The organism is Burkholderia sp. CCA53 (assembly GCF_001685525.1).
Classification (GTDB): Bacteria; Pseudomonadota; Gammaproteobacteria; order Burkholderiales; family Burkholderiaceae; genus Burkholderia; species Burkholderia multivorans.
In genome coordinates this window covers 2,068,265-2,090,924 of sequence record NZ_BDDJ01000001.1, presented here as the reverse complement: position 1 = coordinate 2,090,924, position 22,660 = coordinate 2,068,265, and the positions used below count along the sequence as shown (strand labels likewise).

Annotated in this window: 20 protein-coding genes and 1 pseudogene; 4 read left to right on the top strand and 17 right to left on the bottom strand. The window is 66.8% G+C overall.

Annotated elements, in window-relative coordinates; translation table 11 throughout:
• Positions 1–94: 94 nt before the first annotated feature.
• The 12 genes and pseudogenes from BCR55_RS09740 to BCR55_RS09690 form a co-directional block, all read right to left on the bottom strand.
• On the bottom strand, positions 95–1,744 hold the full coding sequence (locus tag BCR55_RS09740) for a phospholipase D family protein (RefSeq protein WP_065494937.1): 1,650 nt from the start codon (positions 1,742–1,744) through the stop codon (positions 95–97).
• Between the two features lie 264 nt (positions 1,745–2,008).
• Complete coding sequence (locus tag BCR55_RS09735) at positions 2,009–2,770, bottom strand: M48 family metalloprotease (RefSeq protein WP_006406591.1); 762 nt, start codon at positions 2,768–2,770, stop codon at positions 2,009–2,011.
• A gap of 162 nt (positions 2,771–2,932) precedes the next feature.
• Positions 2,933–3,127: pseudogene (locus BCR55_RS09730) on the bottom strand (hypothetical protein); the annotation flags it as partial.
• Between the two features lie 89 nt (positions 3,128–3,216).
• Positions 3,217–3,960: an acetoacetyl-CoA reductase gene (gene phbB / locus BCR55_RS09725; RefSeq protein WP_045594263.1), complete on the bottom strand. Its 744-nt coding sequence runs from the start codon at positions 3,958–3,960 to the stop codon at positions 3,217–3,219.
• A 217-nt stretch (positions 3,961–4,177) separates the two neighbouring features.
• On the bottom strand, positions 4,178–5,359 hold the full coding sequence (locus BCR55_RS09720) for an acetyl-CoA C-acetyltransferase (protein ID WP_065494497.1): 1,182 nt from the start codon (positions 5,357–5,359) through the stop codon (positions 4,178–4,180).
• Positions 5,360–5,630: 271 nt separating this feature from the next.
• Positions 5,631–6,224: a TIGR01841 family phasin gene (gene phaP / locus BCR55_RS09715; RefSeq protein WP_006406593.1), complete on the bottom strand. Its 594-nt coding sequence runs from the start codon at positions 6,222–6,224 to the stop codon at positions 5,631–5,633.
• A gap of 457 nt (positions 6,225–6,681) precedes the next feature.
• Positions 6,682–7,446: a ParA family protein gene (locus BCR55_RS09710; RefSeq protein WP_065494496.1), complete on the bottom strand. Its 765-nt coding sequence runs from the start codon at positions 7,444–7,446 to the stop codon at positions 6,682–6,684.
• Between the two features lie 260 nt (positions 7,447–7,706).
• Entirely contained in the window at positions 7,707–8,333 is a 627-nt protein-coding gene (locus BCR55_RS09705; protein WP_065494495.1) for a DNA-3-methyladenine glycosylase, read from the bottom strand.
• Between the two features lie 267 nt (positions 8,334–8,600).
• Positions 8,601–8,882, bottom strand: a complete 282-nt coding sequence (locus BCR55_RS09700) for a hypothetical protein (protein ID WP_080560722.1) — start codon at positions 8,880–8,882, stop codon at positions 8,601–8,603.
• A gap of 91 nt (positions 8,883–8,973) precedes the next feature.
• Positions 8,974–9,198: a hypothetical protein gene (locus BCR55_RS32340; protein WP_139094028.1), complete on the bottom strand. Its 225-nt coding sequence runs from the start codon at positions 9,196–9,198 to the stop codon at positions 8,974–8,976.
• Between the two features lie 290 nt (positions 9,199–9,488).
• Positions 9,489–10,031 carry a single-stranded DNA-binding protein gene (locus tag BCR55_RS09695; protein ID WP_065494494.1) on the bottom strand — a complete coding sequence of 181 codons (543 nt, stop codon included), beginning with the start codon at positions 10,029–10,031 and terminating at the stop codon, positions 9,489–9,491.
• A gap of 102 nt (positions 10,032–10,133) precedes the next feature.
• Positions 10,134–11,321, bottom strand: coding sequence for an MFS transporter (locus tag BCR55_RS09690; RefSeq protein ID WP_006406614.1), 1,188 nt, complete (start codon positions 11,319–11,321; stop codon positions 10,134–10,136).
• Between the two features lie 265 nt (positions 11,322–11,586).
• On the opposite strand from BCR55_RS09690, the gene uvrA reads away from it, so the two are divergent.
• Together uvrA and BCR55_RS09680 are read left to right on the top strand one after the other, a co-directional pair.
• Entirely contained in the window at positions 11,587–14,472 is a 2,886-nt protein-coding gene (gene uvrA, locus BCR55_RS09685) for an excinuclease ABC subunit UvrA (protein ID WP_065494493.1), read from the top strand.
• Between the two features lie 260 nt (positions 14,473–14,732).
• Complete coding sequence (locus BCR55_RS09680) at positions 14,733–15,818, top strand: AI-2E family transporter (protein WP_006406616.1); 1,086 nt, start codon at positions 14,733–14,735, stop codon at positions 15,816–15,818.
• Positions 15,819–15,907: 89 nt separating this feature from the next.
• Here BCR55_RS09680 and purU read toward each other — a convergent pair whose 3' ends face one another.
• From purU to BCR55_RS09655, 5 genes are all read right to left on the bottom strand, one after another.
• A complete protein-coding gene (gene purU / locus BCR55_RS09675; protein WP_006398265.1) occupies positions 15,908–16,792 on the bottom strand; it encodes a formyltetrahydrofolate deformylase in 885 nt (294 codons plus the stop codon).
• Between the two features lie 66 nt (positions 16,793–16,858).
• Positions 16,859–17,716: an NUDIX hydrolase family protein gene (locus BCR55_RS09670; RefSeq protein ID WP_065494492.1), complete on the bottom strand. Its 858-nt coding sequence runs from the start codon at positions 17,714–17,716 to the stop codon at positions 16,859–16,861.
• A 5-nt stretch (positions 17,717–17,721) separates the two neighbouring features.
• Complete coding sequence (locus BCR55_RS09665) at positions 17,722–18,336, bottom strand: LysE family translocator (RefSeq protein ID WP_065494491.1); 615 nt, start codon at positions 18,334–18,336, stop codon at positions 17,722–17,724.
• A gap of 26 nt (positions 18,337–18,362) precedes the next feature.
• Complete coding sequence (locus tag BCR55_RS09660; RefSeq protein WP_012212706.1) at positions 18,363–18,929, bottom strand: adenine phosphoribosyltransferase; 567 nt, start codon at positions 18,927–18,929, stop codon at positions 18,363–18,365.
• 77 nt (positions 18,930–19,006) lie between these two features.
• Positions 19,007–21,013 carry a monovalent cation:proton antiporter family protein gene (locus BCR55_RS09655; RefSeq protein WP_006398261.1) on the bottom strand — a complete coding sequence of 669 codons (2,007 nt, stop codon included), beginning with the start codon at positions 21,011–21,013 and terminating at the stop codon, positions 19,007–19,009.
• 126 nt (positions 21,014–21,139) lie between these two features.
• On the opposite strand from BCR55_RS09655, the gene kdsD reads away from it, so the two are divergent.
• On the top strand, positions 21,140–22,123 hold the full coding sequence (gene kdsD, locus BCR55_RS09650) for an arabinose 5-phosphate isomerase KdsD (protein ID WP_006398260.1): 984 nt from the start codon (positions 21,140–21,142) through the stop codon (positions 22,121–22,123).
• Positions 22,123–22,659, top strand: coding sequence for an HAD family hydrolase (locus BCR55_RS09645; RefSeq protein WP_006398259.1), 537 nt, complete (start codon positions 22,123–22,125; stop codon positions 22,657–22,659). Before kdsD ends, BCR55_RS09645 begins: the two co-directional genes overlap by 1 nt.
• The last annotated feature ends 1 nt before the right edge of the window (position 22,660 follow it).

Here is a 22,660-nt window from a genome sequence, read left to right as displayed (position 1 = left end):
CGCCGCAGCGGCGCCCGCATCGTTGCGCGCACAACCATAGCACCGTTTCTCGCGCGCCGGTATCGCGGGTTTGTGCCGACGCGCTCGCGCCCCTTTAAAGCTGGTCGTCGACCGGCAGCAGCGTGAAGATGCCCGTCATGATGTTGCGCAGCAGCCCTGCATGCGGATCGATGTGATAGGTGCTCGGCTGCCCGTTGTCGACGCCCGTCCATTCGAGCGACGGCGGCCCGCCGCCGGCCGATTTCACGAGCGTCACGCGGTAGCTTTCGTCCGGCTGCGTCGCGCGCGTGAACAGTGCGGCGGTCTGCTGCGCGAGCGCCGGGCTGTGGATCACGAGCGCCAGTTCGGTGTTCAGATGCGCGGAGCGCGGATCGAGGTTCAGCGAGCCGATCACGAGGATCTTGCGGTCGATCACGTAAGCCTTCGCATGCAGGCTCGCGCGCGAACGCGAGCCGAACAGACGCGCACGCGGCTGATCCGGCTGCGCCTTGAACTCGTACAGCTCGATGCCGCGCTGCAGCAGCGGCACGCGATACGGCGCGTAGCCTGCCTGCACGGCCACCGCGTCGGTCGCGGCGAGCGAATTCGTCAGGATCGCGACGCGTACGCCGCGCGTGGCCGTATCGCCGAGAATCTTCACGCCCGCATCGTGCGGCACGAAGTACGGCGAGAACGCGAGGAATTCGTGCTGCGCGGCGCGCGTGAGTTCGACGAGACGCTGCATCGGCGGGCTCACATACTGATCGTTCGGCCGCGCGATCTTGTCCGGCGCGTCGACCTTGAACTCGGCCGGCGCCCATACGAGCCCGAGCTCGTCGCGCGCGATCTGCTGCGACAGCGGCGTCGCGTTCAGCGGCTTCGCGTTGTACGGATCGGCGTTCTTGCGCCAGTGCTCGCGCAGCTCGTCGCGCACCGCGTCGAGCTCCTTCGGCTTGAACGTCTGGTGATTCAGCGCGCGCAGCGGATAGCTGCTCGCGCTCGCCCAGTACGTGTCGAAGCTGTGCGAGATGTCGTCGGTCACGGGCCCGGCCGCGAGCACGTCGAGATCGCGGAACTGCAGCGTCGCGCTCGCGCTGAAATACTCGTCGCCAAGGTTGCGGCCGCCGACGATCGCGATCTGGTTGTCGGCGATCATCGCCTTGTTGTGCATGCGGCGCGTGAAGCTGTCGATGCGCGTGAGGAAGTCGGTCGTGCGCTGCATGACGCCCTGCCGCGACGCGCCGAACGGATTGAACACGCGGATCTCGATGTTCTCGTGCGTGTTCAGCGCGGCCATCACGCGGTCGATATCGTGGAAGTTCAGATCGTCGACGAGCATCCGCACGCGCACGCCGCGGTCGGCCGCGTACAGCGCCGCGCCGAGCAGCAGCTTGCCGGTCGTGTCCTCGGTCGCGATGTAGTACTGCATGTCGAGCGTCTTCGTCGCCGCACGCGCAAGCGCGATGCGCATCTGCAGCGCCTCGGCGCCGTCGGCAAGGAGCCGGAAGCCCGACTGGCCCGGATGCGCGGCCTCCGGCGCGGCGAGCGCGTCGCGCAGCGGCGTCGCGGTGCTCTGCGGCAGCGCGTGCGACACCGAACGTTCGAGTGCGGTCGCAGGCGGATGCGTCGCGCATGCGGCGACGAGCGGCAGCAGCGCGAACACGGTCAGCAGGCGCGCGATGCGCGTGCGCACGCAACGGACGGCCGGCGATGCACCGACGGGTGAACCGGCGGCCGGTGCGCGCCGGATAAGGGAGATGAGCACGAGCTTCCTCGACGGGCTGATCAATGGGTCGCACTCGCCGCGGCGCGCGGCTGACGGGCGGTTTCGGCCGATTCTAGTTGGCGCCCGGCGAAGCGGTCAATGTCGCACGCCCGGTGCCGCGAGGCGACGGCGCGCGGGCGCACCGGCCGCGGCGTGCTGGCGGTGGCCTGCGGCCAAAAAGAAAACCCCGCGTTCCGGAGAACGCGGGGTGCGTGCATGATCGCTACGCCGGCATGCACGCGGCCGGCGCGCGACTGCGATCGATCAGTTGCCCTTCGCGATGCGCTGCTCGATATGCTGCGCACGGCTCGCCGACGACGGATGCGAGCTCAGCATCGAGCTCTTGCCGCCGTCGAGCTGCGCGAGCTTCTGGAACGCGGTGACGAGGCCCTTCTGGCTCATCCCCTTCTGCTTCAGCAGATCGAACGAATAGTCGTCTGCCGCACTTTCCTGAGATTGCGAGAACTGCGCGTTGATGAACTTCTCGGTGATGTCGCCGAGCTGCGAGCTCGTCAGTGCCGCAACGCCCGGCGATGCCGCGCCGGCCGCGCTGCGCGCCGCGCTGACCGCATAGGCCGTCTGCATCGCCTTCTTCGAATGACCGAGGGCGACGTGGCCCATTTCATGGCCGATCACGCCGCGCAGCTCGTCGTCGTTCATCATGTCCATCAGGCCGCTGTACACGCGCACGCAGCCGTTGCCCATCGCCCACGCGTTGACGTCCTTCGTCAGATAGACCTTGTAGTCGACCTTGCGGCCGTTCAGCGTCATGTCGCCGAAGCCCTTCATCACCTTCGTCAGGCGCTTCGCGTATGCGCTGTTCGGCGCGGCGATCTTCGACTCGGCGTCGCTCGCCTTGCACGCATCGTTCGACAGCGCGGCGATGTCCGCGTCCGACAGCGTGGCCGCCTTGAACAGGTTCGTGCCGGCCGACGTCAGACCGTTCGCGTCGAGATTCTGCACCCCGCCGCACGCGCTCAGCAAAAACGCGACGCCGCACGCCGCCACCGCTTTGTTCAATTGCATCCCGGATCCCTCGTTCGTTGTAGTTGGGACCGGCGATTGTGCAGAATCCGGGCAAAAATTACCAGACGTTTACGTCGAATGACGTTTTCCTTACCGATCGCGCGAAACGAACGGGGCGATTGGTGACGAGCGCGTCGTCAATCGCGCGATCGCGGCCGGTGCGCGCCCGCGCCGCGCGCGCGTGGCCGGCCGGCGCACGATGCATTTGCCGTACGCGACGAGCCAGCAGTCGTGATGATCGAAATCCCGCAGCCGCCGCGCACGGCGCCGCTCGAGCCAGTGAAGTGCGATCGCGACCGTCAGCGCGACGGTCAGCGCCGATCCGCCGATCGCGAGTCCCATCCAGGTTTCACCCATGCGTCCTCCGGAACACGACGCCGGCGCCGACGAACGGCGCCGGCACGGGATACAGCACGAACACGGCCCGCGCGGCGGGCCGTCACGCGTCAGTGCATGTGCTGGCCGCCGTTGATGGCGATGTTCGACCCCGTCACGAAGCCCGCTTCCTCCGAGCACAGATACGCGACCAGCGCCGCGACTTCCTCGGGCTTGCCGAGGCGCCCGGCCGGAATCTGCGGGAGGACCTTCGTGTCGAGGATGTCCTGCGGAATCGCCATCACCATCTTCGTCGCGAGATAGCCGGGCGAGACCGTGTTGACGGTCACGCCCTTGCGCGCGACTTCGAGCGCGAGCGACTTCGTGAAGCCGTGCATGCCGGCCTTCGCGGCCGCATAGTTGGTCTGGCCGACCGATCCCTTCGAACCGTTGACCGACGAGATGTTGACGATGCGTCCCCAGCCGCGCTCGATCATCCCTTCGCAGATCGGCTTCGTCATGTTGAACACCGAGTCGAGGTTCGTGCGGATCACTGCGTCCCAGTTGACCTTGTCGAGCTTGCGCAGCGTCATGTCGCGCGTGATGCCCGCGTTGTTCACCAGGATGTCGATCGGGCCGACGTCGCGCACGATCTTCTCGACGCACTGCTGGCACGAGTCGTGATCGGCCACGTCGACGGGATAAGCGTCGAACTCGCGGCCGGCCGCCTGCATTTCGGTCAGCCAGCGATCCGCGCCCGTGTTGTTCGGCGAATACGTGACGACAACCCGGTGGCCCGCTTCGTGCAACCTGATGCTGATCGCCTCGCCGAGACCGCCCATCCCACCTGTCACAACTGCAATTCGCTTAGTCATCCTATTATTCACCAACAAAAAAAGTAATCGATGAGGCGGGACCGCGACGTGGCACACGCCGCCGCCCGCCGCCTCGGCACGCCGCCGCCCGATGATCGGGCGACGTGCGCGCCGGAATGCGCGCCTGTTGTTCTGTATTGATCAGACGCGCAAAGCCGTTGCCTGCATTCGCGACGCGCTACCGCGCCGCGCACGCAAGACGGCGCCTGGTCTCCTGCTAATCTCGTTCGACCGCCAGCGCGACGCCCATCCCGCCGCCGATGCAGAGCGACGCGAGCCCGCGCTTCGCATCGCGCTTGACCATCTCGTGCAGCAGCGTCACCAGGATCCGGCAGCCCGACGCGCCGATCGGGTGACCGATCGCGATCGCCCCGCCGTTCACGTTCACCTTCGACGTGTCCCAGCCCATCTGCTTGTGCACGGCCAGCGCCTGCGCCGCAAACGCCTCGTTGATCTCCATCAGATCCAGATCGCCCGGCGTCCAGCCCGCGCGCTCCAGGCATCGACGCGATGCCGGCACCGGGCCCATGCCCATCACGCTCGGATCCACGCCCGCGTTCGCATAGGCCTTGATCCGCGCGAGCGGCGTCAGGCCCAGCGCCTGGGCCTTCTGCGCCGACATCACGAGCACCGCCGCCGCGCCGTCGTTGATGCCCGACGCGTTGGCCGCCGTCACCGTACCGTCCTTCGCGAACGCCGGCTTCAGCCCCGCGAGCGACTCCGCCGTCACGCCGTGACGCACGAACTCGTCGGTCGCGAACTGCAGCGGCTCGCCCTTGCGCTGCGGAATCGACACCGGCACGATCTCGTCATTGAAGCGCCCCGCCTTCTGCGCCGCTTCGGCCTTGTTCTGCGACAGCGCCGCGAACGCATCCTGCTCTTCGCGCGTGATGCCGTATTCCTTCGCGACGTTCTCCGCCGTGATGCCCATGTGGTACTGGTTGTACACGTCCCACAGGCCGTCGACGATCATCGTGTCGACCAGCTTCGCGTCGCCCATCCGGAACCCGTCGCGCGAGCCCGGCAGCACGTGCGGCGCCGCGCTCATGTTCTCCTGCCCGCCCGCCACGACGATCTCCGCGTCGCCCGCGACGATCGCGTTCGCGGCCAGCATCACGGCCTTCAGCCCCGAGCCGCACACCTTGTTGATCGTCATCCCCGGCACGGCGCTCGGCAGTCCGGCCTTGATCAGCGACTGGCGCGCCGGGTTCTGGCCCGAACCCGCCGTCAGCACCTGCCCCATGATCACTTCGCTGACCTGCTCCGGCTTCACGCCCGCGCGCTCCAGCACCGCGCGGATCACCGTCGCGCCCAGTTCGGGCGCCGCCACCTTCGCCAGCGAGCCGCCGAATTTGCCGACCGCGGTCCGCGCGGCCGATACGATCACTACGTCGGTCATGTTCAATCCCTGCATCAAATCGTTTGGTCCGGCGCCGGCACGAGCGATCGGCAAACGATGCAAACTGCACACGCTCGCCGCCTCGCGTCGCGATACGCCACGTACGGATGCGCGCCGACACACCGCAGCGCGAGCGCGCGCGATTCCCCGCACGGTCGCGCCGTGCGCCAGCGTCATCGAGGCAGCCGGAACGGTTCGCACCCGCGTGGCACACGCGGGGGCAATCGTCCGGCGCCGTTTCGGTCACGTCGCGCGAACGCGCGACGCGGGCTCAGGCCGCCGTTTCGCGCCCGGCCGCTTCCTTGCGAGCGGTCGCGGCAACCTGCTTGCCGGTGCGGGCGGCCGTCTCGGCAGCCGTCTCGCCAGCCGTCTCGAAGCTGCTCTGTGCGGCCTCCATCGCCTGCCCGGCGGCGGCGCGCACCGACTCCGCAGCTGCGCTCGCCGCGGACAGCGCCGAATTCAGCACGGCCACGACCGGTGCCGAACCGGCCGGTGCATGCTTGGTCAGCTCGCCGATCACATCCTTCATCCGAAGGTCGGCCTGTTCGTATTGTTCATGTGCGACCTTCGTCCATTCGACCTGCGTCGACACGGCGATGTCGAACAGATGGCGGCCGTACGCGACCGCCTTGCCGGCCGCTTCCTGCGGCGCGGCGACGCGCTGCGCGAAACCCGCGATCGGGTTCGTCGTGTTGAGCGCGTCCTTCAGCTTGTCCTCGTATTCCGCAAGCGCCGTCTTGGTCGCCTGCAGATTCAGTTCGACGACGGCCTCGAAACCGCGGATCGCCGGGCGGGCAATCGCAAACCAGGCGGCGACACCGGATTGATAATCGGCAACGAGTTTTTCGGGGGCAAATACAGACATCGGACACGCTCCTGTTGGCAATGCGAGAGGCGAGGAAAAGAAAATGGAAGCCAGATCGAGGTCCGGCTCCTTTATTTAACCACCGCTGCTAATTGGGCACCGGAAGTTCGAGGAGGCATTCTAAATCGATTAATTGTCGATTAAGTGGCATTAATGATAGGTATAAACCCTTATCCGCTCATCGAGATCCGTCGCCGCCGGCTTCCGGCTCCCGGCCTATGCCCGCGCCACTACGGGCCGACGCGCGCCGCCGTTACCTTTTTACTGGGTCAATCGCATGAACATTCAGCAAGTCTTACCCCGTCATTATTTCCGCTATTAGAAACAAGTACAGCCATCGAGTGATGAAGCAGTCGCTTATGTAATCGTTTTTTCGGAATTTACATTGAAACCGTTTTCTCGTTTATTAATGAAAGTTTCAATGATCGGATCAAATGACAAATACTTACCGGTTTATTCAGCCGACTAATTCGCGGTGCAGCGCGCGAAATTCGTGCGCGAGCTTGTGAGTCGGTTCGAGATGGATGAGGGGAGTCGACTGCTGATGCGATTCACGGATTTTCACCGACGACGACAGCCGCGACGCAAGCACCGGCAGCCCTTCTTCCACGAGCTCGTCGACGAGCCGCTGAGGCAGGCTCGCGCGCGGCTGGAACTGGTTGATGACGATCCCCTCCACCTCGAGCGCCGCGTTGTGGTCCTGCCGGATCTCCTTCACGTTCTCGAGCAGCGTATACAGCGCCCGGCGTGAAAAGTCGTCGCAGTCGAACGGAATCAGGCAACGCTCGACCGCGATCAGCGCCGAGCGCGTGTAGAAATTCAGCGCCGGCGGCGTGTCGATGTAGACGGCGTCGTACGCGTGCAGTTCGTTCAGCGCGTCGCGCAGCTTGTAGATCTTGTAGCGCGATTCGAGCTTGCCGTGCAGCGTGTCGAGATCGGGATGCGCCGGCATGACGTCGAGCTGCGCGAACGGCGTGGGATGAATGTACGACGCGACGTCGACCGGCCGGAAGCTGAACGTGAGCGCGGTGTCGAAGAAGTCCGCGACGCCCGGATGCGCGTCGGTCGCTCGTTCGCCGAGGAGGTAGCGTGTCGAATTCGCCTGCGCGTCGAGATCGACGACGAGCGTGCGCAGCCCTTCGCTTGCGCTGACTGCCGCGAGATTGCAGACGATCGTCGACTTGCCCACCCCGCCCTTCTGGTTGAATACGACCCGCCGCATCGTGTCCCCTGTCGATCGAGCTATCGAAACGGACAGCATACGCACGCGATTATGGCGATTGCGTGAACGCGGTGCGGGGTGCGGGGTGCGGGGTGCGGGGTGCGGGGTGCGGGGTGCGGGGTGCGGGGTGCGGGTGCGGCTGATGCCGCCGACGAGGCTGATGAACCCGGCGCCGGTCATGTTGCAATTTCCGATGTTATACGTGCGCGCTGCATGCGAGTCGCATCGCCGATGCGCGCGCATGCGCGCCGCGTGCCCACCTACCGCTCGATCGCACGCGGCCCCGATACGTACGGATTGCCCGGCACGCTCCATCGCCACGGCAGATCCGTGCCGACGCGGATACCGATGGGCGGGCCGCCTTTCGCGTGCGCGGGCGGTGCCGTGCCGTCGTCGACGATCGCGAAGCCGTCGCACGCGCGCACGAGGTCGGCGCCGTCCTGCGCACCGGCGATGCCCATCGCTTGCGTGAGCCGAGCCGGGCCGCGACACAGGTCGCGATCGCGCGTCTGCGGCGGACGCGCGGCGCGCATCCGCTCGATGCCGGACAGCGGTTCGAGCGCCCGGATCAGCACGCCGGTGCCGGCGCCGTCCGGGCCGCAGACGCAGTTGCAGCACCAGTGCATCCCGTACGTGAAATACACGTACATGTGCCCGGGCGGCCCGAACATCGTCGCGTTGCGCGGCGTCTTGCCGCGATAGGTATGCGCGGCCGGGTCGATCGCGCCGGCATAGGCTTCCACTTCGACGATCCGCCCTGCGCGACCGTCCGCGGACGCGAGAATCTTGTTCAGCAGCAGCGGCGCGACCGTCGGCGCGGCGCGATCGAAGAACGCACGCGACAGCAGGGTGCCGGGCCAGCCCGGCGTGCGCCTATTTCGCGTCATGAGGCAACTCCGGTCGATAGCGGCAGCGCCGAGCGCCGCCATGCGAAGCATAAGACAGGCGTCGATCGACGTGGCGGCCCGTCGCGGCGGCCGTCATGTGCGGATCGATTCTGGAGAAAAGCATGTCGAGATGCGGGGCGATGAGGTCGGGCAGTGTGTCGGTCACGTTCCGGACAGGCCGGACAACGCTCGTGGGCCGTCGTCAGGCACCGCGATCGTATCACCCCTCGTGACGCGGAATCGGCATGCCGCGCACGTGCCGGCCGACTATTGCTCTTCGCGTCGGGATCGGCGAATCAAGTGCCATTCCAAAAACGCGTTGTACGCGAAAAGAATCGCTGTCGTGAATGCCAGCCCTCCCGTCGTGAGCACGCCGGGCGCAACGACGCAGCTCAGTGCGGCTATCCCGACCGACATGGGCAGCGTTCTGCCGAAGGCGCCGAGCAGGATGGCAAACCATCCATCTCCATATTCAGTGCTGAATCTATCGGGATAGATGCCATACCTCAGAAACTTCACAAGCGGCCTTTGAGAACGACGAAAGCGCATGAGGGCTCCGGACGCCTGAATCCATTGCAAAATACCGGTGTGCGAGCGTACAAAATGCCCGCACACGGCAGAACGAAAAATTGCCGATCAGTCAGATCCAGGCTTGCCCGAGAAAGGCTCCTGCGCCGCTCAACAACGCAGATTGCGGCCCACGGACCGCGCCGACCAGGGCTGCGCCTCCGACCGCAGCCCAATTGACGGGCGCTGGATTCAGCTGACAGGAAAAGGCACCGCCGACTTGTTGCAGTTCATTTCGATTGAGCGCACGCATTGATTCGGTCTCCATAAAAAGTGAATTATTGTCGGCGGTCTCCACCTCGCATTCAGCGCCGACGGTTCACTCTATCTGCAAATCCGCTGACAAAAAATATGGCTTTCCTCACGGTTACGAGGAAACTCCCTCGCCGCCCCCCACCCAACGGAAATGACGCGAGACCGCACTGTGGCGGACTGTAAAGCGCGGCCTTCGAACTGGTCTCCCCCCGTCGACGACACGCCCCGGACCGCCGCGACACGCTGCTGGCAGAAAGCTCGGAATCCCCGCCGCAAAAAGAAAAACCCCGCCAAAAGGCGGGGTTGATCTTCACGGGTTCCGCGTGCGGGAAATCAGAACGGAATATCGTCATCCATCTCGTCGAAGCCGCCGCCAGCCGGCGCGCTCGGACGGCTCTGGCCACCGCCGCCACCGCCACGCGCCGCGCCGCTTGCACGACCGCCACCGCCGCCGCGCTCCATCTGCTCGCCGCGACCGCCGCCGCCACCACCACCGTAGCCGCCGCCGTAACCGCCTTCGTCACCGCCACCGCCCGAGCCGCCGCGGCCGCCGAGCATCTGCATCTGGTCGGCGACGATTTCGGTCGAATAGCGATCCTGGCCGTCCTGGCCTTGCCACTTGCGCGTGCGGATCCGGCCTTCGATGTAGACCGACGAGCCCTTCTTCAGGTATTCGCTGACGATTTCGGCGAGACGGCCGAAGAACGCGACGCGATGCCACTCGGTCATTTCCTTGAACTCGCCGCTCGCCTTGTCCTTGTAGCGGTCGGTGGTCGCGAGACGGATGTTCGCAACCGCGTCGCCGCTCGGCAGGTAACGGACTTCAGGATCGGCGCCGAGATTGCCGACGAGGATGACCTTGTTGACGGATGCCATGTGTTTCTCCAATAGATTCGATGCCGGGCCGCCCGCGGATCCAGTCGCGGGCGCCCGCCGGGCACGCCGGCAAGCACCGCCCGTGCCCGCCCGGATGAAGGATCAGGCCTTGCGCGGCGGTGCTTTCATGCTGGCCGCGATTATAAGCCACGCTGCGACGAGCCCCGAGCACGCGTAGAAGACGGTGTCCGCGCCGCCGTGCTTCAGCAGCCAGCCGCCCGCGATGCCGCCGAGCGCGAGCCCGACCGACTGCGTGGTGTTGTACACGCCCGTGGCCGCGCCCTTGCGCGAACCGGGCGCGAGCTTCGACACGAGCGACGGCTGCGATGCTTCCAGGATGTTGAAACCCAGGAAGTACACGAACAGAATCGCCGCCACAATCAGGATGGTATGCGGCGCGCTGCCGAGCAGCAATTGGCCGATCAGGATAGCGACGATGCCGCCGAGCAGCACCGGTTTCATCTTGCCCCGCTTTTCGGCGACGATGATCGCCGGCACCATCATCACGAACGCGAGCGCCATCACGGGCAGATAGACCTTCCAGTGCGACGCAACGGGCAGCCCGCCGTCGACGAGCAGGCGCGGTACGACGAGAAACAGCGCCGTCTGCGTCGCATGCAGCACGAGCACGCCGAAGTTCAGGCGCAGCAGCTCGACGTTGTGCAGCACCTCGGCGAACGGCGCAGGCACGTGCACGGGCTTCGCGGCGTCGGGCACGACCCACAGCACGACGCCGATCGCCAGAATCGACAGCACGCCGACGATCGCGAACAGCCCGCTCATGCCAACCCAGTGGAACACGATCGGCGCGCCGACGATCGCGATCGCGAACGACACGCCGATCGAGCCGCCGACCATCGCCATCGCTTTCGTGCGGTTCTGCTCGGAGGTCAGATCGGCAATGAACGCAAGCACCGCCGACGACACGGCGCCCATCCCCTGAATCACGCGGCCGACGATGATCCACGTGATGTCGTGCGCGAACGCGGCGACGAAGCTGCCGAGCGCGAAGATCAGCAGCCCCGTCGCGATCACCGGCTTGCGGCCGAACCGGTCGGACGCCCACCCGTAGAAGATGTACAGCAGCGATTGCGTGACGCCGTACGCGCCGAGCGCGATCCCGACGAGCACCACGTTGTCGCCGCCCGGAATCGTTTTTGCGTAGACCGAGAACACCGGCATGATCATGAACAGCCCGAGCATGCGCAGCGCAAAGATCGCCGCGAGCGACGTGGTCGCGCGCAGTTCGGGCGCACTCATGCGGGAAGACGTGGCGGACGGATTGGACATCTGAATGAATTTCGAATGATCGGAGTGTCCGCCCGGCGGCAGGGGCGGAAAGATCAGGGCCGGGCAATCGGCGGGGCGCGATGCCGCGGCGTGCCGGCCGCCGGAGCGCCGGCCGCCGGAACGCCCGCCGCCGGAACCGCGCGGCTGCTTTCCCGACGCGGAAAACGCCTTGCTGCCACCTGCTGCAAAGGCCGGAGGCCCCCGACGACGGTCTCGAAAAGCCGTTATAGTAGCAGGTTTGGTTTCCTCCATTTTCGCCAGGTTCATGGAACAGATTCGTATCCGTGGGGCGCGCACCCACAACCTGAAAAACGTCAATCTCGACCTGCCGCGACACAAGCTGATCGTGATTACCGGGTTGTCCGGCTCGGGCAAGTCCTCGCTCGCGTTCGACACCCTTTATGCCGAAGGCCAGCGCCGCTACGTGGAAAGCCTGTCCGCGTACGCCCGCCAGTTCCTGCAGTTGATGGAGAAACCGGACGTCGACCTGATCGAGGGGCTGTCGCCCGCGATCTCGATCGAGCAGAAGGCGACGTCGCACAACCCGCGTTCGACCGTCGGCACGGTCACGGAAATCCACGACTACCTGCGACTTTTGTACGCACGGGTCGGCACGCCGTACTGCCCCGATCACGACATTCCGCTCGAAGCGCAGAGCGTGTCGCAGATGGTCGATGCGGCACTCGCGCTGCCCGAGGAAACCAAGCTGATGATCCTCGCGCCCGTCGTCGCGAACCGCAAGGGCGAGCACGCCGAGCTGTTCGAGGACATGCAGGCGCAGGGCTTCGTGCGCTTTCGCGTGCGCTCGGGCGGCGGCACGGCGAACGAAGGCGTCGCGAAGATCTACGACGTCGATTCGCTGCCGAAGCTGAAAAAGAACGACAAGCACACGATCGACGTCGTCGTCGATCGCCTGAAGGTGCGCCCCGACATGAAGCAGCGTCTTGCCGAATCGTTCGAGACGGCGCTGCGTCTTGCCGACGGCCGCGCGATCGCGCTCGAAATGGACACCGACCGCGAGCACCTGTTCAGCTCGAAGTTCGCGTGCCCGATCTGCTCGTATTCGCTGCAGGAGCTCGAGCCGCGCCTGTTCTCGTTCAACAACCCGATGGGCGCGTGCCCGGAATGCGACGGCCTCGGCCAGATCACGTTCTTCGATCCGAAGCGCGTCGTCGCGCATCCGTCGCTGTCGCTCGCGGCCGGCGCGGTGAAAGGCTGGGATCGCCGCAACCAGTTCTACTTCCAGATGCTGCAGAACCTCGCGGCGTTCTACGAGTTCGACATCGACACCGCGTTCGAGGATCTGCCCGAGAAGATCCGCAAGGTGCTGCTGTTCGGCTCCGGCAAGCAGACGATTCCGTTCTCGTACATCAACGAGCGCGGCCGCACGACGGTGCGCGAGCACGTCTTCGAAGGGATCATCCCGAACCTCGAGCGGCGCTACCGCGAGACCGATTCGGTCGCCGTGCGCGAAGAGCTGTCGAAATACCAGAACAACCAGCCGTGCCCGTCGTGCGACGGCACGCGCCTGCGTCGCGAGGCGCGCTTCGTGCGGATCGGCACGGGCGACCACGCGCGGGCGATCTACGAGATCAGCGGCTGGCCGCTGCGCGACGCGCTCGGCTATTTCGACGGGCTGACGCTCGAAGGCGCGAAGCGCGAAATCGCCGACAAGGTGATCAAGGAAATCGTCGCGCGCCTGACGTTCCTGAACAACGTCGGCCTCGACTATCTGTCGCTCGAGCGCAGCGCCGAAACGCTGTCGGGCGGCGAAGCGCAGCGCATCCGGCTCGCGTCGCAGATCGGCTCCGGCCTGACCGGCGTGATGTACGTGCTCGACGAGCCGTCGATCGGTCTGCACCAGCGCGACAACGACCGGCTGATCGCGACGCTCAAGCATCTGCGCGATCTCGGCAATTCGGTGATCGTCGTCGAGCACGACGAGGACATGATCCGCACCGCCGACTACGTCGTCGACATGGGTCCGGGCGCGGGCGAGCACGGCGGCGTGGTCGTCGCCGAAGGCACGCCGAAGCAGGTGCAGGCGAACCCGCAGTCGCTGACGGGCCAGTATCTCGTCGGCGCGCGCACGATCGACTATCCGGACGAGCGCATCGCGCCCGATCCCGAGCGCATGCTGCGCATCGTCGACGCGCACGGCAACAACCTGAAGCACGTGAACCTCGATCTGCCGGTCGGTCTGCTGACCTGCATCACCGGCGTGTCGGGCTCCGGCAAGTCGACGCTGATCAACGACACGCTCTATCACGCGGTCGCACGGCACCTGTACGGCTCGTCCGCCGAGCCGGCCGCGCACGAAGCGATCGAAGGGCTCGAGCATTTCGACAAGGTCATCAACGTCGACCAGTCGCCGATCGGCCGCACGCCGCGCTCGAACCCGGCTACCTACACGGGCGTGTTCACGCCGATCCGCGAGCTGTTCGCGGGCGTGCCGACCGCGAAGGAGCGCGGCTACGATCCGGGCCGCTTCTCGTTCAACGTGAAGGGCGGCCGCTGCGAGGCGTGCCAGGGCGACGGCGTGCTGAAGGTCGAGATGCACTTTCTGCCGGACGTCTACGTGCCGTGCGACGTCTGCCACGGCAAGCGCTACAACCGCGAGACGCTCGACGTGCAGTACAAGGGCAAGAACATCAGCGAAGTGCTCGACATGACCGTCGAGCATGCGTACGAGTTCTTCAGCGCGGTGCCGGTCGTCGCGCGCAAGCTCAAGACGCTGCTCGACGTCGGCCTCGGCTACATTCGCCTCGGCCAGTCGGCCACCACGCTGTCGGGCGGCGAAGCGCAGCGCGTCAAGCTGTCGCTCGAGCTGTCGAAGCGCGACACGGGCCGCACGCTGTACATCCTCGACGAGCCGACGACGGGCCTGCATTTCCACGACATCGCGCTGCTGCTCGAAGTGATCCATCGGCTGCGCGACCAGGGCAACACGGTCGTGATCATCGAGCACAACCTCGACGTCATCAAGACGGCCGACTGGGTGATCGACCTCGGCCCCGAAGGTGGCGCCGGCGGCGGCCAGATCATCGCGCAGGGCACGCCCGAGCAGGTCGCGAAGACGAAAGCGAGCTTCACCGGCAAGTATCTCGCGCCGCTCCTCAAGCGCCCGACGCGCAAGGTCGCCGCAGGCTAATCGCCCCGCTCGCCCGCCGCGCAGCGGCCGGGCAACGCTTGCGCCGCGACGGGCGGCCGCCGCGCCGCCCGTCGTCATTTCCGCTTCGTGTCATTCCGCGCACGCCAAACGGCCCGTTCGAGCCCATAATGGCGGCTATACTTTACGGCCGTAAGCTTGGTAATCCGCACCAGGCCGGTGCATCGGCGGCGATCGGCCGCCCGGGATGGCTCGGAGCCGCTGCGCAGCCCGCACGCGCTCCTGCCGACAAGGAATTGACGATGGAGAAGCAACAAGAGCCGGCGCGCGATGCGCAAAGCCGCGAGCCGCACCTGCGCAGCGTGCGGCTCACGAGCGACTTCAGTCTGCCGAAGCTGTCGGCGATCGAAATCGGCAGCTACGTGTTCGCGCTGGCCGCGATGTGGCTCGTCCTCGATCTGAAGCTGCTCGGCGGGCTACTCGCCGGGCTGCTCGTCTATCAACTGATCCATACGATCGCGCCGGTGATCGAGCGCCACACGACGAGCATGCGCGCGCGCTGGGTCGCGGTCGTGCTGCTCGCGATCGCGATCGTCGGCGCGCTGACGGGCCTGTCGATCGCGGTCGTCGAGCACTTCGAGCACACGGTGCCGAACCTGCAGGCGCTGCTCGGCCAGCTGATGCAGATCGTCGAACAGACGCGCGCGCGCACGCCCGCATGGATCGCGAACGTGCTGCCGGTCGACGTCGAGCAGATGAAGGCGAAAGCCGCGGTGCTGATGACCGCGCACATGGATCAACTGCAGCAAAGCGGCAAGAACGTCGCGCGCGGCTTCGGCCACGTGCTGTTCGGGATGATCATCGGCGCGATGATCGCGATCGGCGTCGAGCACGGCAAGGTGCGCCGGCCGCTGTCGACCGCGCTCGTCACGCGCGTGTCGCGCTTCGCCGACGCGTTCCGCCGGATCGTGTTCGCGCAAATCAAGATCTCGGCGATCAATGCCGCGTTCACGGGCCTCTACCTGCTCGTCGCGCTGCCGATCTTCCACGAGCGGCTGCCGCTGTCGAAAACGCTCGTGCTCCTCACCTTCATCGTCGGGCTGCTGCCGGTGATCGGCAACCTCGTGTCGAACACGCTGATCGTTGCCGTGTCGCTGTCGGTCAGCATGGGCACCGCGATCGCGTCGCTCGCGTTCCTCGTGATCATCCACAAGCTCGAGTATTTCCTCAACGCGAAGATCATCGGCGGCCAGATCGAATCGCGCGCGTGGGAGCTGCTGCTCGCGATGCTGATCATGGAAGCCGCGTTCGGGCTGCCGGGCATCATCGCCGCGCCGATCTTCTATGCGTACATCAAGCGCGAACTGCAGATGCTGCGGATGATCTGACGCCGCGCCGCACGCGAAAAAAACGCCGCGCCCCCGAATGTCGAGGGCGCGGCGTTTCTCGTTTGGGCGACGCGTGCCGAAGCGGCCGCTCAGCGGAACACGACCGTCTTCGTACCGTTGAGCACGATGCGGTGCTCGACGTGCCACTTCACCGCCCGAGCGAGCGTCACGCATTCGACGTCGCGGCCGATCGCGGTCAGCTGGTCCGGCGTCATGCTGTGATCGACGCGCTCGACCTCCTGTTCGATGATCGGACCTTCGTCGAGATCCGTCGTCACGTAGTGCGCGGTCGCGCCGATCAGCTTCACGCCGCGGTCGAACGCCTGATAGTAAGGCTTCGCGCCCTTGAAGCTCGGCAGGAACGAGTGATGGATGTTGATCGCGCGCCCGGCGAGCCGCTCGCACATGTTCGGCGACAGGATCTGCATGTAGCGCGCGAGCACGACGAGGTCGGCCTGATGCTCGTCGATCACGTCGAGCACGCGCGCTTCCTGCGCGGCCTTCGCGGCATCGGACGAACCGCCGACCAGCGGGAAGTGATGGAACGGGATGTCGTAGCTCGCCGCGAGCTGGTAGAAGTCCTTGTGGTTCGACACGATCGCCGGAATCTCGATCGGCAGCTGGCCCGTGCGATAGCGGAACAGCAGGTCGTTCAGGCAATGGCCGATCTTCGACACCATGATCACGACGCGCGGTTTCACCGACGCATCGTGCAGTTCCCAGCGCATCGCGAACTGCTCGGCGAGCGGCGCGAAATCGTCGCGCAGCGTGTCGAGCGCCGAGGCGGCATCCCGGCCCGCGCCGTCCTGTTCGAAATGCACGCGCATGAAGAACTCGCCGGTGCGGCTGTCGCCGAACTGCGCGGAATCCAGAATGTTGCTGTTGCGCTCGAACAGAAAGCCCGAGACCGCGTGGACGATGCCGTGCCGGTCGGGGCACGACAGTTTCAAGATAAAGCTGTGATCGGTCGACATGACCGTACTCCCTTCGTTTCCGTATTCGTCAAATGGCTCGCGTGGGCCGCGCGGCCGCGAGCCGCGTCAGGCGGCCGGCGCGAGCAGCGCATCGAGGCCCGCCGCGTCGGCGGCCGGCAGCCAGCCGTGACGCAGCAGCGTGTCGAGCGTCGCGAGGCTCGCGTCCATCGTCGCGTGCCCGTCGCGCAGCCAGCCGATCACCTCGGGCACGCCGGCCAGCAGATGTTCGGCCACTTCGCCGTCCTGGTTGTGCGGCGCGAAGTCGTGCGGCAACGGCAGGTCGTACACGAAGATCAGTTCGGACTGCGTGCCCTCCGGCAGCGAGCACAGCACCTGCACCGCGCGGCCCGCGATCGCGCGCGCCGCGAGTTCGGCCGGGATGCCGGCCTCTTCCCAGCATTCCTTCACCAGCGTCTCGCGCACGCCGAGCCCCCAGCCGATGCCGCCGGCGACCACGTTGTCCAGCATGCCGGGGTCGGTCGCCTTCGTCGCGCTGCGGCGGCCGAGCCACAGCTGCGGCGTGCCTGCCGCGCCGGGCGAAACCGCATATTCTACGATGCCGTTCACATGCACCGCATAAGTCTGCGTGCCGAAGAAGCGCGACGCCGCGCGCTCGATGTAGGCGAGCGGCGGATCGTCGAAGCGGTTGCGAATCGCATAGATCTCGTCGCGCCAGCCCGGAATCGCGCCTTCTGCCGCCAGCGCGCCGATCGCGCTCGCGAGCGCCATGCTGCGCGCGTCGACGGTGTCGTAGCGATCGGACAGCACGACGCGCGCGTCGGACAGTTCGAACACGTCGGGCCAGCGCGCGAGCCGCGCGACGTCGCGGCGGCGGATCCAGCCGACCGCCGCCCCGGCGATTTCGAAGCGCACGTGCGCGGACGGATCGAAGCGGCGCGCGGCCGCGATGCACGGAAAGGTCATCGTCGTCAGTCCTTCAGCGCCACGCGGATGCCGATCGCGATGAAGGTCGCGCCGGCGAGACGATCGAGCCAGACGCCGGCCTTCGGACGGCGCTTCAGCCACGCGCCGATCGCGCCCGCGCCGACGCCGAACAGCGAGAAGATCGCGGCCGTCTGCAGCATGAAGAGCGCACCGAGCTCGAACATCTGCAGCGTCACGCTCTGCACGCCGTGCGGATCGACGAACTGCGGCAGGAACACGACGAAGAACAGCGTGACCTTCGGGTTCATCAGATTGCCGATCACGCTCTGCCGGAAAATCGCGCCGAGCGGCTGCGGCGGCCGCGCATGCGCATTCGCGAGGCCGTGGCTGCGCAGCGCCTTGATGCCGATCCAGACGAGATACGCGGCGCCCGCGAGCTTCAGGATCTGAAACGCGATCGGCGACGAACGCAGCACGGCCGCGACGCCGAGCGCCGCGAGCGTCGTATGGAACAGGATGCCGGCCGTGAAGCCGAGCGCGGCGACGAAGCCGGCCGCGCGGCCCTGCGAGATGCCGCGCGCGAGCACCTGCAGGTTGTCGGGACCCGGCGCGAACGTGATCGCGACCGACGTGGCGAGAAACAGCATGAAGTTCGGCATCGTGGGCTCGCTGCGTGAGCCGGCGCTCAGTGGCCGGCGAATTCGGTGACGGTATAGACGGGCAGCCCCGCATTGCGCAGCAGCGCCGAGCCGCCGAGATCGGGCAGATCGATGATCGCCGCGCCTTCGACGACGACGGCGCCGAGCCGCTCCAGCAGGTTGCGTCCGGCCATCATCGTGCCGCCGGTCGCGATCAGGTCGTCCATGATGATCACGCGGTCGCCCGGCTTGCACGCGTCCTCGTGAATCTCGACGGTCGCGCTGCCGTACTCGAGCTCGTACGATTCCGAACGCGTCTTGTACGGCAGCTTGCCGACCTTGCGGATCGGCACGAAGCCGACGCTGAGCTCGTACGCCACGATCGGCGCGATGATGAAGCCGCGCGCGTCGAGCCCCGCGACGTAGTCGAGCTTCGCGTCGACATAGCGCTCGACGAACAGGTCGACCAGAATGCGCAGCGCCTTGGGGCTTTGCAGCAGCGTCGTGATGTCGCGGAACATCACGCCGGGCTGCGGCCAGTCGGGCACCGTGCGGATCTGGCTGTGAATGAAGGCGACCGGATCGAGCGGCGCGCCCGATGACGAATGCGACATGAAACTCTCCGAAAAAAACGGTGCGCGAAGCTCGGGCACCGTTTCGAAAAAATACGGGTCAGGTAATGAATCGCGGCTCACGCGGCGACGGCCGGCGGATCGCGGCGATGGCGCGACAGCCGCTCCTCCGCGAGCGCGAGCGCCTCGGGCAGCCCGCGCAGCACGACGATGTCGCTCGCACGCAGCTTCGTCTGCGGATCGGGTTCGACGCCGCGAATGCCGTGCCGGCGGATCGCGGTGACTTCGAGCCCGAGCGCGTAGAGCCCGAGCTCCTCCAGCGAGCGCCCGACCGCGTCCGCACGCGCGTCGACCGGCACCGATTGTAGCCGTACCTGCTCGTGATCGTCGTCGTCCGCATCGTCGGCGCCGTGGAAATAGCCGCGCAACAGGCTGTAGCGCTCGTCGCGCATCTCCTCGACGCGCCGCACGACCTTGCGCATCGGCACGCCGACCAGCACCAGCGTATGCGACGCCAGCATCAGGCTGCCTTCGACGATCTCCGGAATCACCTCGGTCGCGCCGGCCGCGAGCAGCTTCTCGAGATCGGCATCGTCGACGGTGCGCACGATCGCCGGCAATGTCGGCTCGAGTTCGTGCACGTGGTGCAGCACGCGCAGCGCGGACGGCGTATTCGCGTACGTGATGGCGACGGCCGCCGCGCGATGGATGCCGGCCGCGAGCAGCGACTCGCGGCGCGCGGCGTCGCCGAACACGACCGATTCGCCGGCCGTCGCGGCCGCGCTCACGCGATCGGGGTCGAGGTCGAGCGCGACGTACGAGATGCCTTCCTGTTCGAGCATCCGCGCAAGGTTCTGGCCCGCGCGGCCGTAGCCGCAGATGATCACGTGGCCGCGCTGCTTCAGGCTCTGCGTCGCGATGCGCGTCATCTGCAGCGACTGCTGCATCCATTCGGTCGACGACAGCCGCATCACGATCCGATCGGCGTTCTGAATCAGGAACGGCGCGGCGAGCATCGACAGCAGCATCGACGCGAGAATCGCCTGCAGCAGCGTCGCGTCGACGAGATGGCGATCGAGGATCAGGTTCAGCAGCACGAAGCCGAATTCGCCGGCCTGCGCAAGCCCGATACCGGTGCGCATCGCGACGCCGGGCGTCGCGCCGAACAGGCGCGCGAGGCCCGCGATCATCGTCGCCTTGAACAGGATCTGGCCGACGAAAAATCCGCCCACGAGCAGCGGATGCTCCCAGATCACGCGCGGGTCGAGCAGCATCCCGGTCGTCACGAAGAACAGGCCGAGCAGCACGTCGCGAAACGGCTTGATGTCCTCCTCGACCTGATGACGGAACGGCGTCTCGGCGATCAGCATGCCGGCGATGAATGCGCCGAGCGCGAGCGACAGCCCGAAGCGGTCGGTGATGAACGCGGCGCCGAGCGTGACGAGCAGCAGGTTCAGCACGAACAGCTCCTGCGAGCGGCGCCGCGCGACGACGTTGAGCCATCGCGTCATGAAGCGCTGGCCGATGACGAGCAGCAGCGAGAGCGCGATCACGATCTTGACGGCCGCGAAGCCGAGCGTCAGCGCGAGATCCTTCGACGACTCGGCGCCGAATGCGGCGATCACGATCAGCAGCGGCACCACCGCGAGATCCTGGAACAGCAGCACGCCGAAGATGTTGCGGCCGTGCTCGGTCTCGATCTCGAGCCGCTCGGCGAGCATCTTCGAGACGATCGCCGTCGACGACATCGCCAGCGCGCCGCCGAGCGCGACGCTGCCCTGCCACGTGATGTCGACCCAGCGCTGGAACAGCATGCCGAGCACGACCGCGAGCGCGAGTGTCGCGACCACCTGCATCAGCCCGAGGCCGAACACGAGCCGCTGCATCGCGCGCAGCTTCGCGAGCGAGAACTCGAGGCCGATCGAGAACATCAGGAACACGACGCCGAACTCGGCGAGATGCTCGGCGCGCTCGAGGTCGCCCGCCACGCCGAACGCGTGCGGGCCGACCAGGATGCCGACGGTCAGGTAGCCGAGCATCGGCGGCAGATTCAGCGAGCGAAATACGACGACGCCTACCACCGAGGCCAGCAGCAGCAGCAGGGTCATTTCGAGCGGGGAAATCACGGGCGGAGCGTCCTCGTTCGTCGGGGCCACGGCAAGACGGGCGCGGCAAGTGGCGATGGACCGGCGGCATCGGACACGTCCGAATGGGCCGGCGCGGCGAACAAACGCCTTTGCTATACTCCGCGCATGATAGCGAAAATCAATGATGATCGGGCGCTCGCGCTCGCCCGCGACGTGCTCGACATCGAGGCGGACGCCGTGCGCGCGCTGCGCGACCAGCTCGACGGCAGCTTCGCCCACGCCGTCGCGCTGCTGCTCGGCTGCCGCGGCCGCGTCGTGGTCTCCGGCATCGGCAAATCGGGGCACATCGCCCGCAAGATCGCGGCCACGCTCGCGAGCACCGGCACGCCCGCGTTCTTCGTCCATCCGGCGGAAGCGAGCCACGGCGACCTCGGCATGGTCACGGCGGACGACGTCTTCATCGGCATTTCCTATTCCGGCGAGTCGGAAGAACTCGTCGCGATCCTGCCGCTCGTGAAGCGGATCGGCGCGAAGCTGATCGCGATCACGGGCCGCGCGGAATCGAGCCTCGGCACGCTCGCCGACGTGAACCTGAACGCGGCGGTGTCGAAGGAAGCGTGCCCGCTGAATCTCGCGCCCACCGCGAGCACGACCGCCGCGCTCGCGCTCGGCGACGCGCTCGCCGTCGCCGTGCTCGACGCGCGCGGCTTCGGCTCCGAAGATTTCGCGCGCTCGCATCCGGGCGGCGCGCTTGGCCGGCGCCTGCTGACCTACGTGCGCGACGTGATGCGCACGGGCGACGACGTCCCGTATGTCGGGCTCGACGCGACGCTCTCGGACGCGCTGTTCCAGATCACCGCGAAGCGGATGGGCATGACGGCCGTCGTCGACACGAACCGCAAGGTCGCGGGCATCTTCACCGACGGCGACCTGCGCCGCGTGCTCGCGCGCGACGGCGATTTCCGCCGCCTGCCGATCGCCGACGTGATGACGCGCGAGCCGCGCACGATCGGCGCCGACCATCTGGCGGTCGAAGCGGTGGAACTGATGGAGCGCCACCGGATCAACCAGATGCTGGTCGTCGACGCCGACGGCGTGCTGATCGGCGCGCTGAACATGCACGACCTGTTTTCGAAGAAGGTGATTTGATGAGCGCTGCGCTGACTGCAGCCGAACGCGCGAGCCGCGTCAAGCTGATGATTTTCGACGTCGACGGCGTGCTGACCGACGGCGGCCTGCTGTTTACCGCCGCGGGCGACGCGATGAAGTCGTTCAATTCGCTGGACGGCCACGGCGTGAAGCTGCTCGGCGAAGCCGGCATCGCGACCGCGATCATCACGGGCCGCCGCTCGGAAATCGTCGCGGCGCGCGCGAAGGAAATGAAGATCACGCACCTGTTCCAGGGCGTCGAGAACAAGCTGAGCGTCTTCACCGATCTGATCGCGTCGCTCGGCATCGCGCCGGACGCGTGCGGCTACATGGGCGACGACTGGCCCGATCTGCCGGTGATGCTGCGCTGCGGCTTCGCGGCTGCGCCGGCGAACGCGCATCCGGAAGTCATCGCGCGCGCGCACTGGGTCGCGGAAGCCCGCGGCGGCGAAGGCGCGGTGCGCGAAGTGTGCGATACGGTACTGCGCGCGCAGCGCCGCTACGACGCGCTGCTGGCAGCCGCGTGCGGAGCCTGAC

Excerpts from the sequence above, each read along its gene's own strand:
- BCR55_RS09710 (WP_065494496.1), bottom strand. The coding sequence starts at position 7,446 with ATGCGGCGGGTCGTATTCAACCAGAAGGGCGGGGTGGGCAAGTCGACG.
- uvrA (WP_065494493.1), top strand. The coding sequence starts at position 11,587 with ATGGAACAGATTCGTATCCGTGGGGCGCGCACCCACAACCTGAAAAAC.
- BCR55_RS09705 (WP_065494495.1), bottom strand. The coding sequence starts at position 8,333 with ATGACGCGAAATAGGCGCACGCCGGGCTGGCCCGGCACCCTGCTGTCG.
- purU (WP_006398265.1), bottom strand. The coding sequence starts at position 16,792 with ATGTCGACCGATCACAGCTTTATCTTGAAACTGTCGTGCCCCGACCGG.
- kdsD (WP_006398260.1), top strand. The coding sequence starts at position 21,140 with ATGATAGCGAAAATCAATGATGATCGGGCGCTCGCGCTCGCCCGCGAC.
- BCR55_RS09735 (WP_006406591.1), bottom strand. The coding sequence starts at position 2,770 with ATGCAATTGAACAAAGCGGTGGCGGCGTGCGGCGTCGCGTTTTTGCTG.
- phaP (WP_006406593.1), bottom strand. The coding sequence starts at position 6,224 with ATGTCTGTATTTGCCCCCGAAAAACTCGTTGCCGATTATCAATCCGGT.
- BCR55_RS09720 (WP_065494497.1), bottom strand. The coding sequence starts at position 5,359 with ATGACCGACGTAGTGATCGTATCGGCCGCGCGGACCGCGGTCGGCAAA.
- phbB (WP_045594263.1), bottom strand. The coding sequence starts at position 3,960 with ATGACTAAGCGAATTGCAGTTGTGACAGGTGGGATGGGCGGTCTCGGC.
- BCR55_RS09670 (WP_065494492.1), bottom strand. The coding sequence starts at position 17,716 with ATGACCTTTCCGTGCATCGCGGCCGCGCGCCGCTTCGATCCGTCCGCG.
- BCR55_RS09695 (WP_065494494.1), bottom strand. The coding sequence starts at position 10,031 with ATGGCATCCGTCAACAAGGTCATCCTCGTCGGCAATCTCGGCGCCGAT.
- BCR55_RS09665 (WP_065494491.1), bottom strand. The coding sequence starts at position 18,336 with ATGCCGAACTTCATGCTGTTTCTCGCCACGTCGGTCGCGATCACGTTC.
- BCR55_RS09690 (WP_006406614.1), bottom strand. The coding sequence starts at position 11,321 with ATGTCCAATCCGTCCGCCACGTCTTCCCGCATGAGTGCGCCCGAACTG.
- BCR55_RS09680 (WP_006406616.1), top strand. The coding sequence starts at position 14,733 with ATGGAGAAGCAACAAGAGCCGGCGCGCGATGCGCAAAGCCGCGAGCCG.
- BCR55_RS09700 (WP_080560722.1), bottom strand. The coding sequence starts at position 8,882 with ATGCGCTTTCGTCGTTCTCAAAGGCCGCTTGTGAAGTTTCTGAGGTAT.
- BCR55_RS09645 (WP_006398259.1), top strand. The coding sequence starts at position 22,123 with ATGAGCGCTGCGCTGACTGCAGCCGAACGCGCGAGCCGCGTCAAGCTG.
- BCR55_RS09660 (WP_012212706.1), bottom strand. The coding sequence starts at position 18,929 with ATGTCGCATTCGTCATCGGGCGCGCCGCTCGATCCGGTCGCCTTCATT.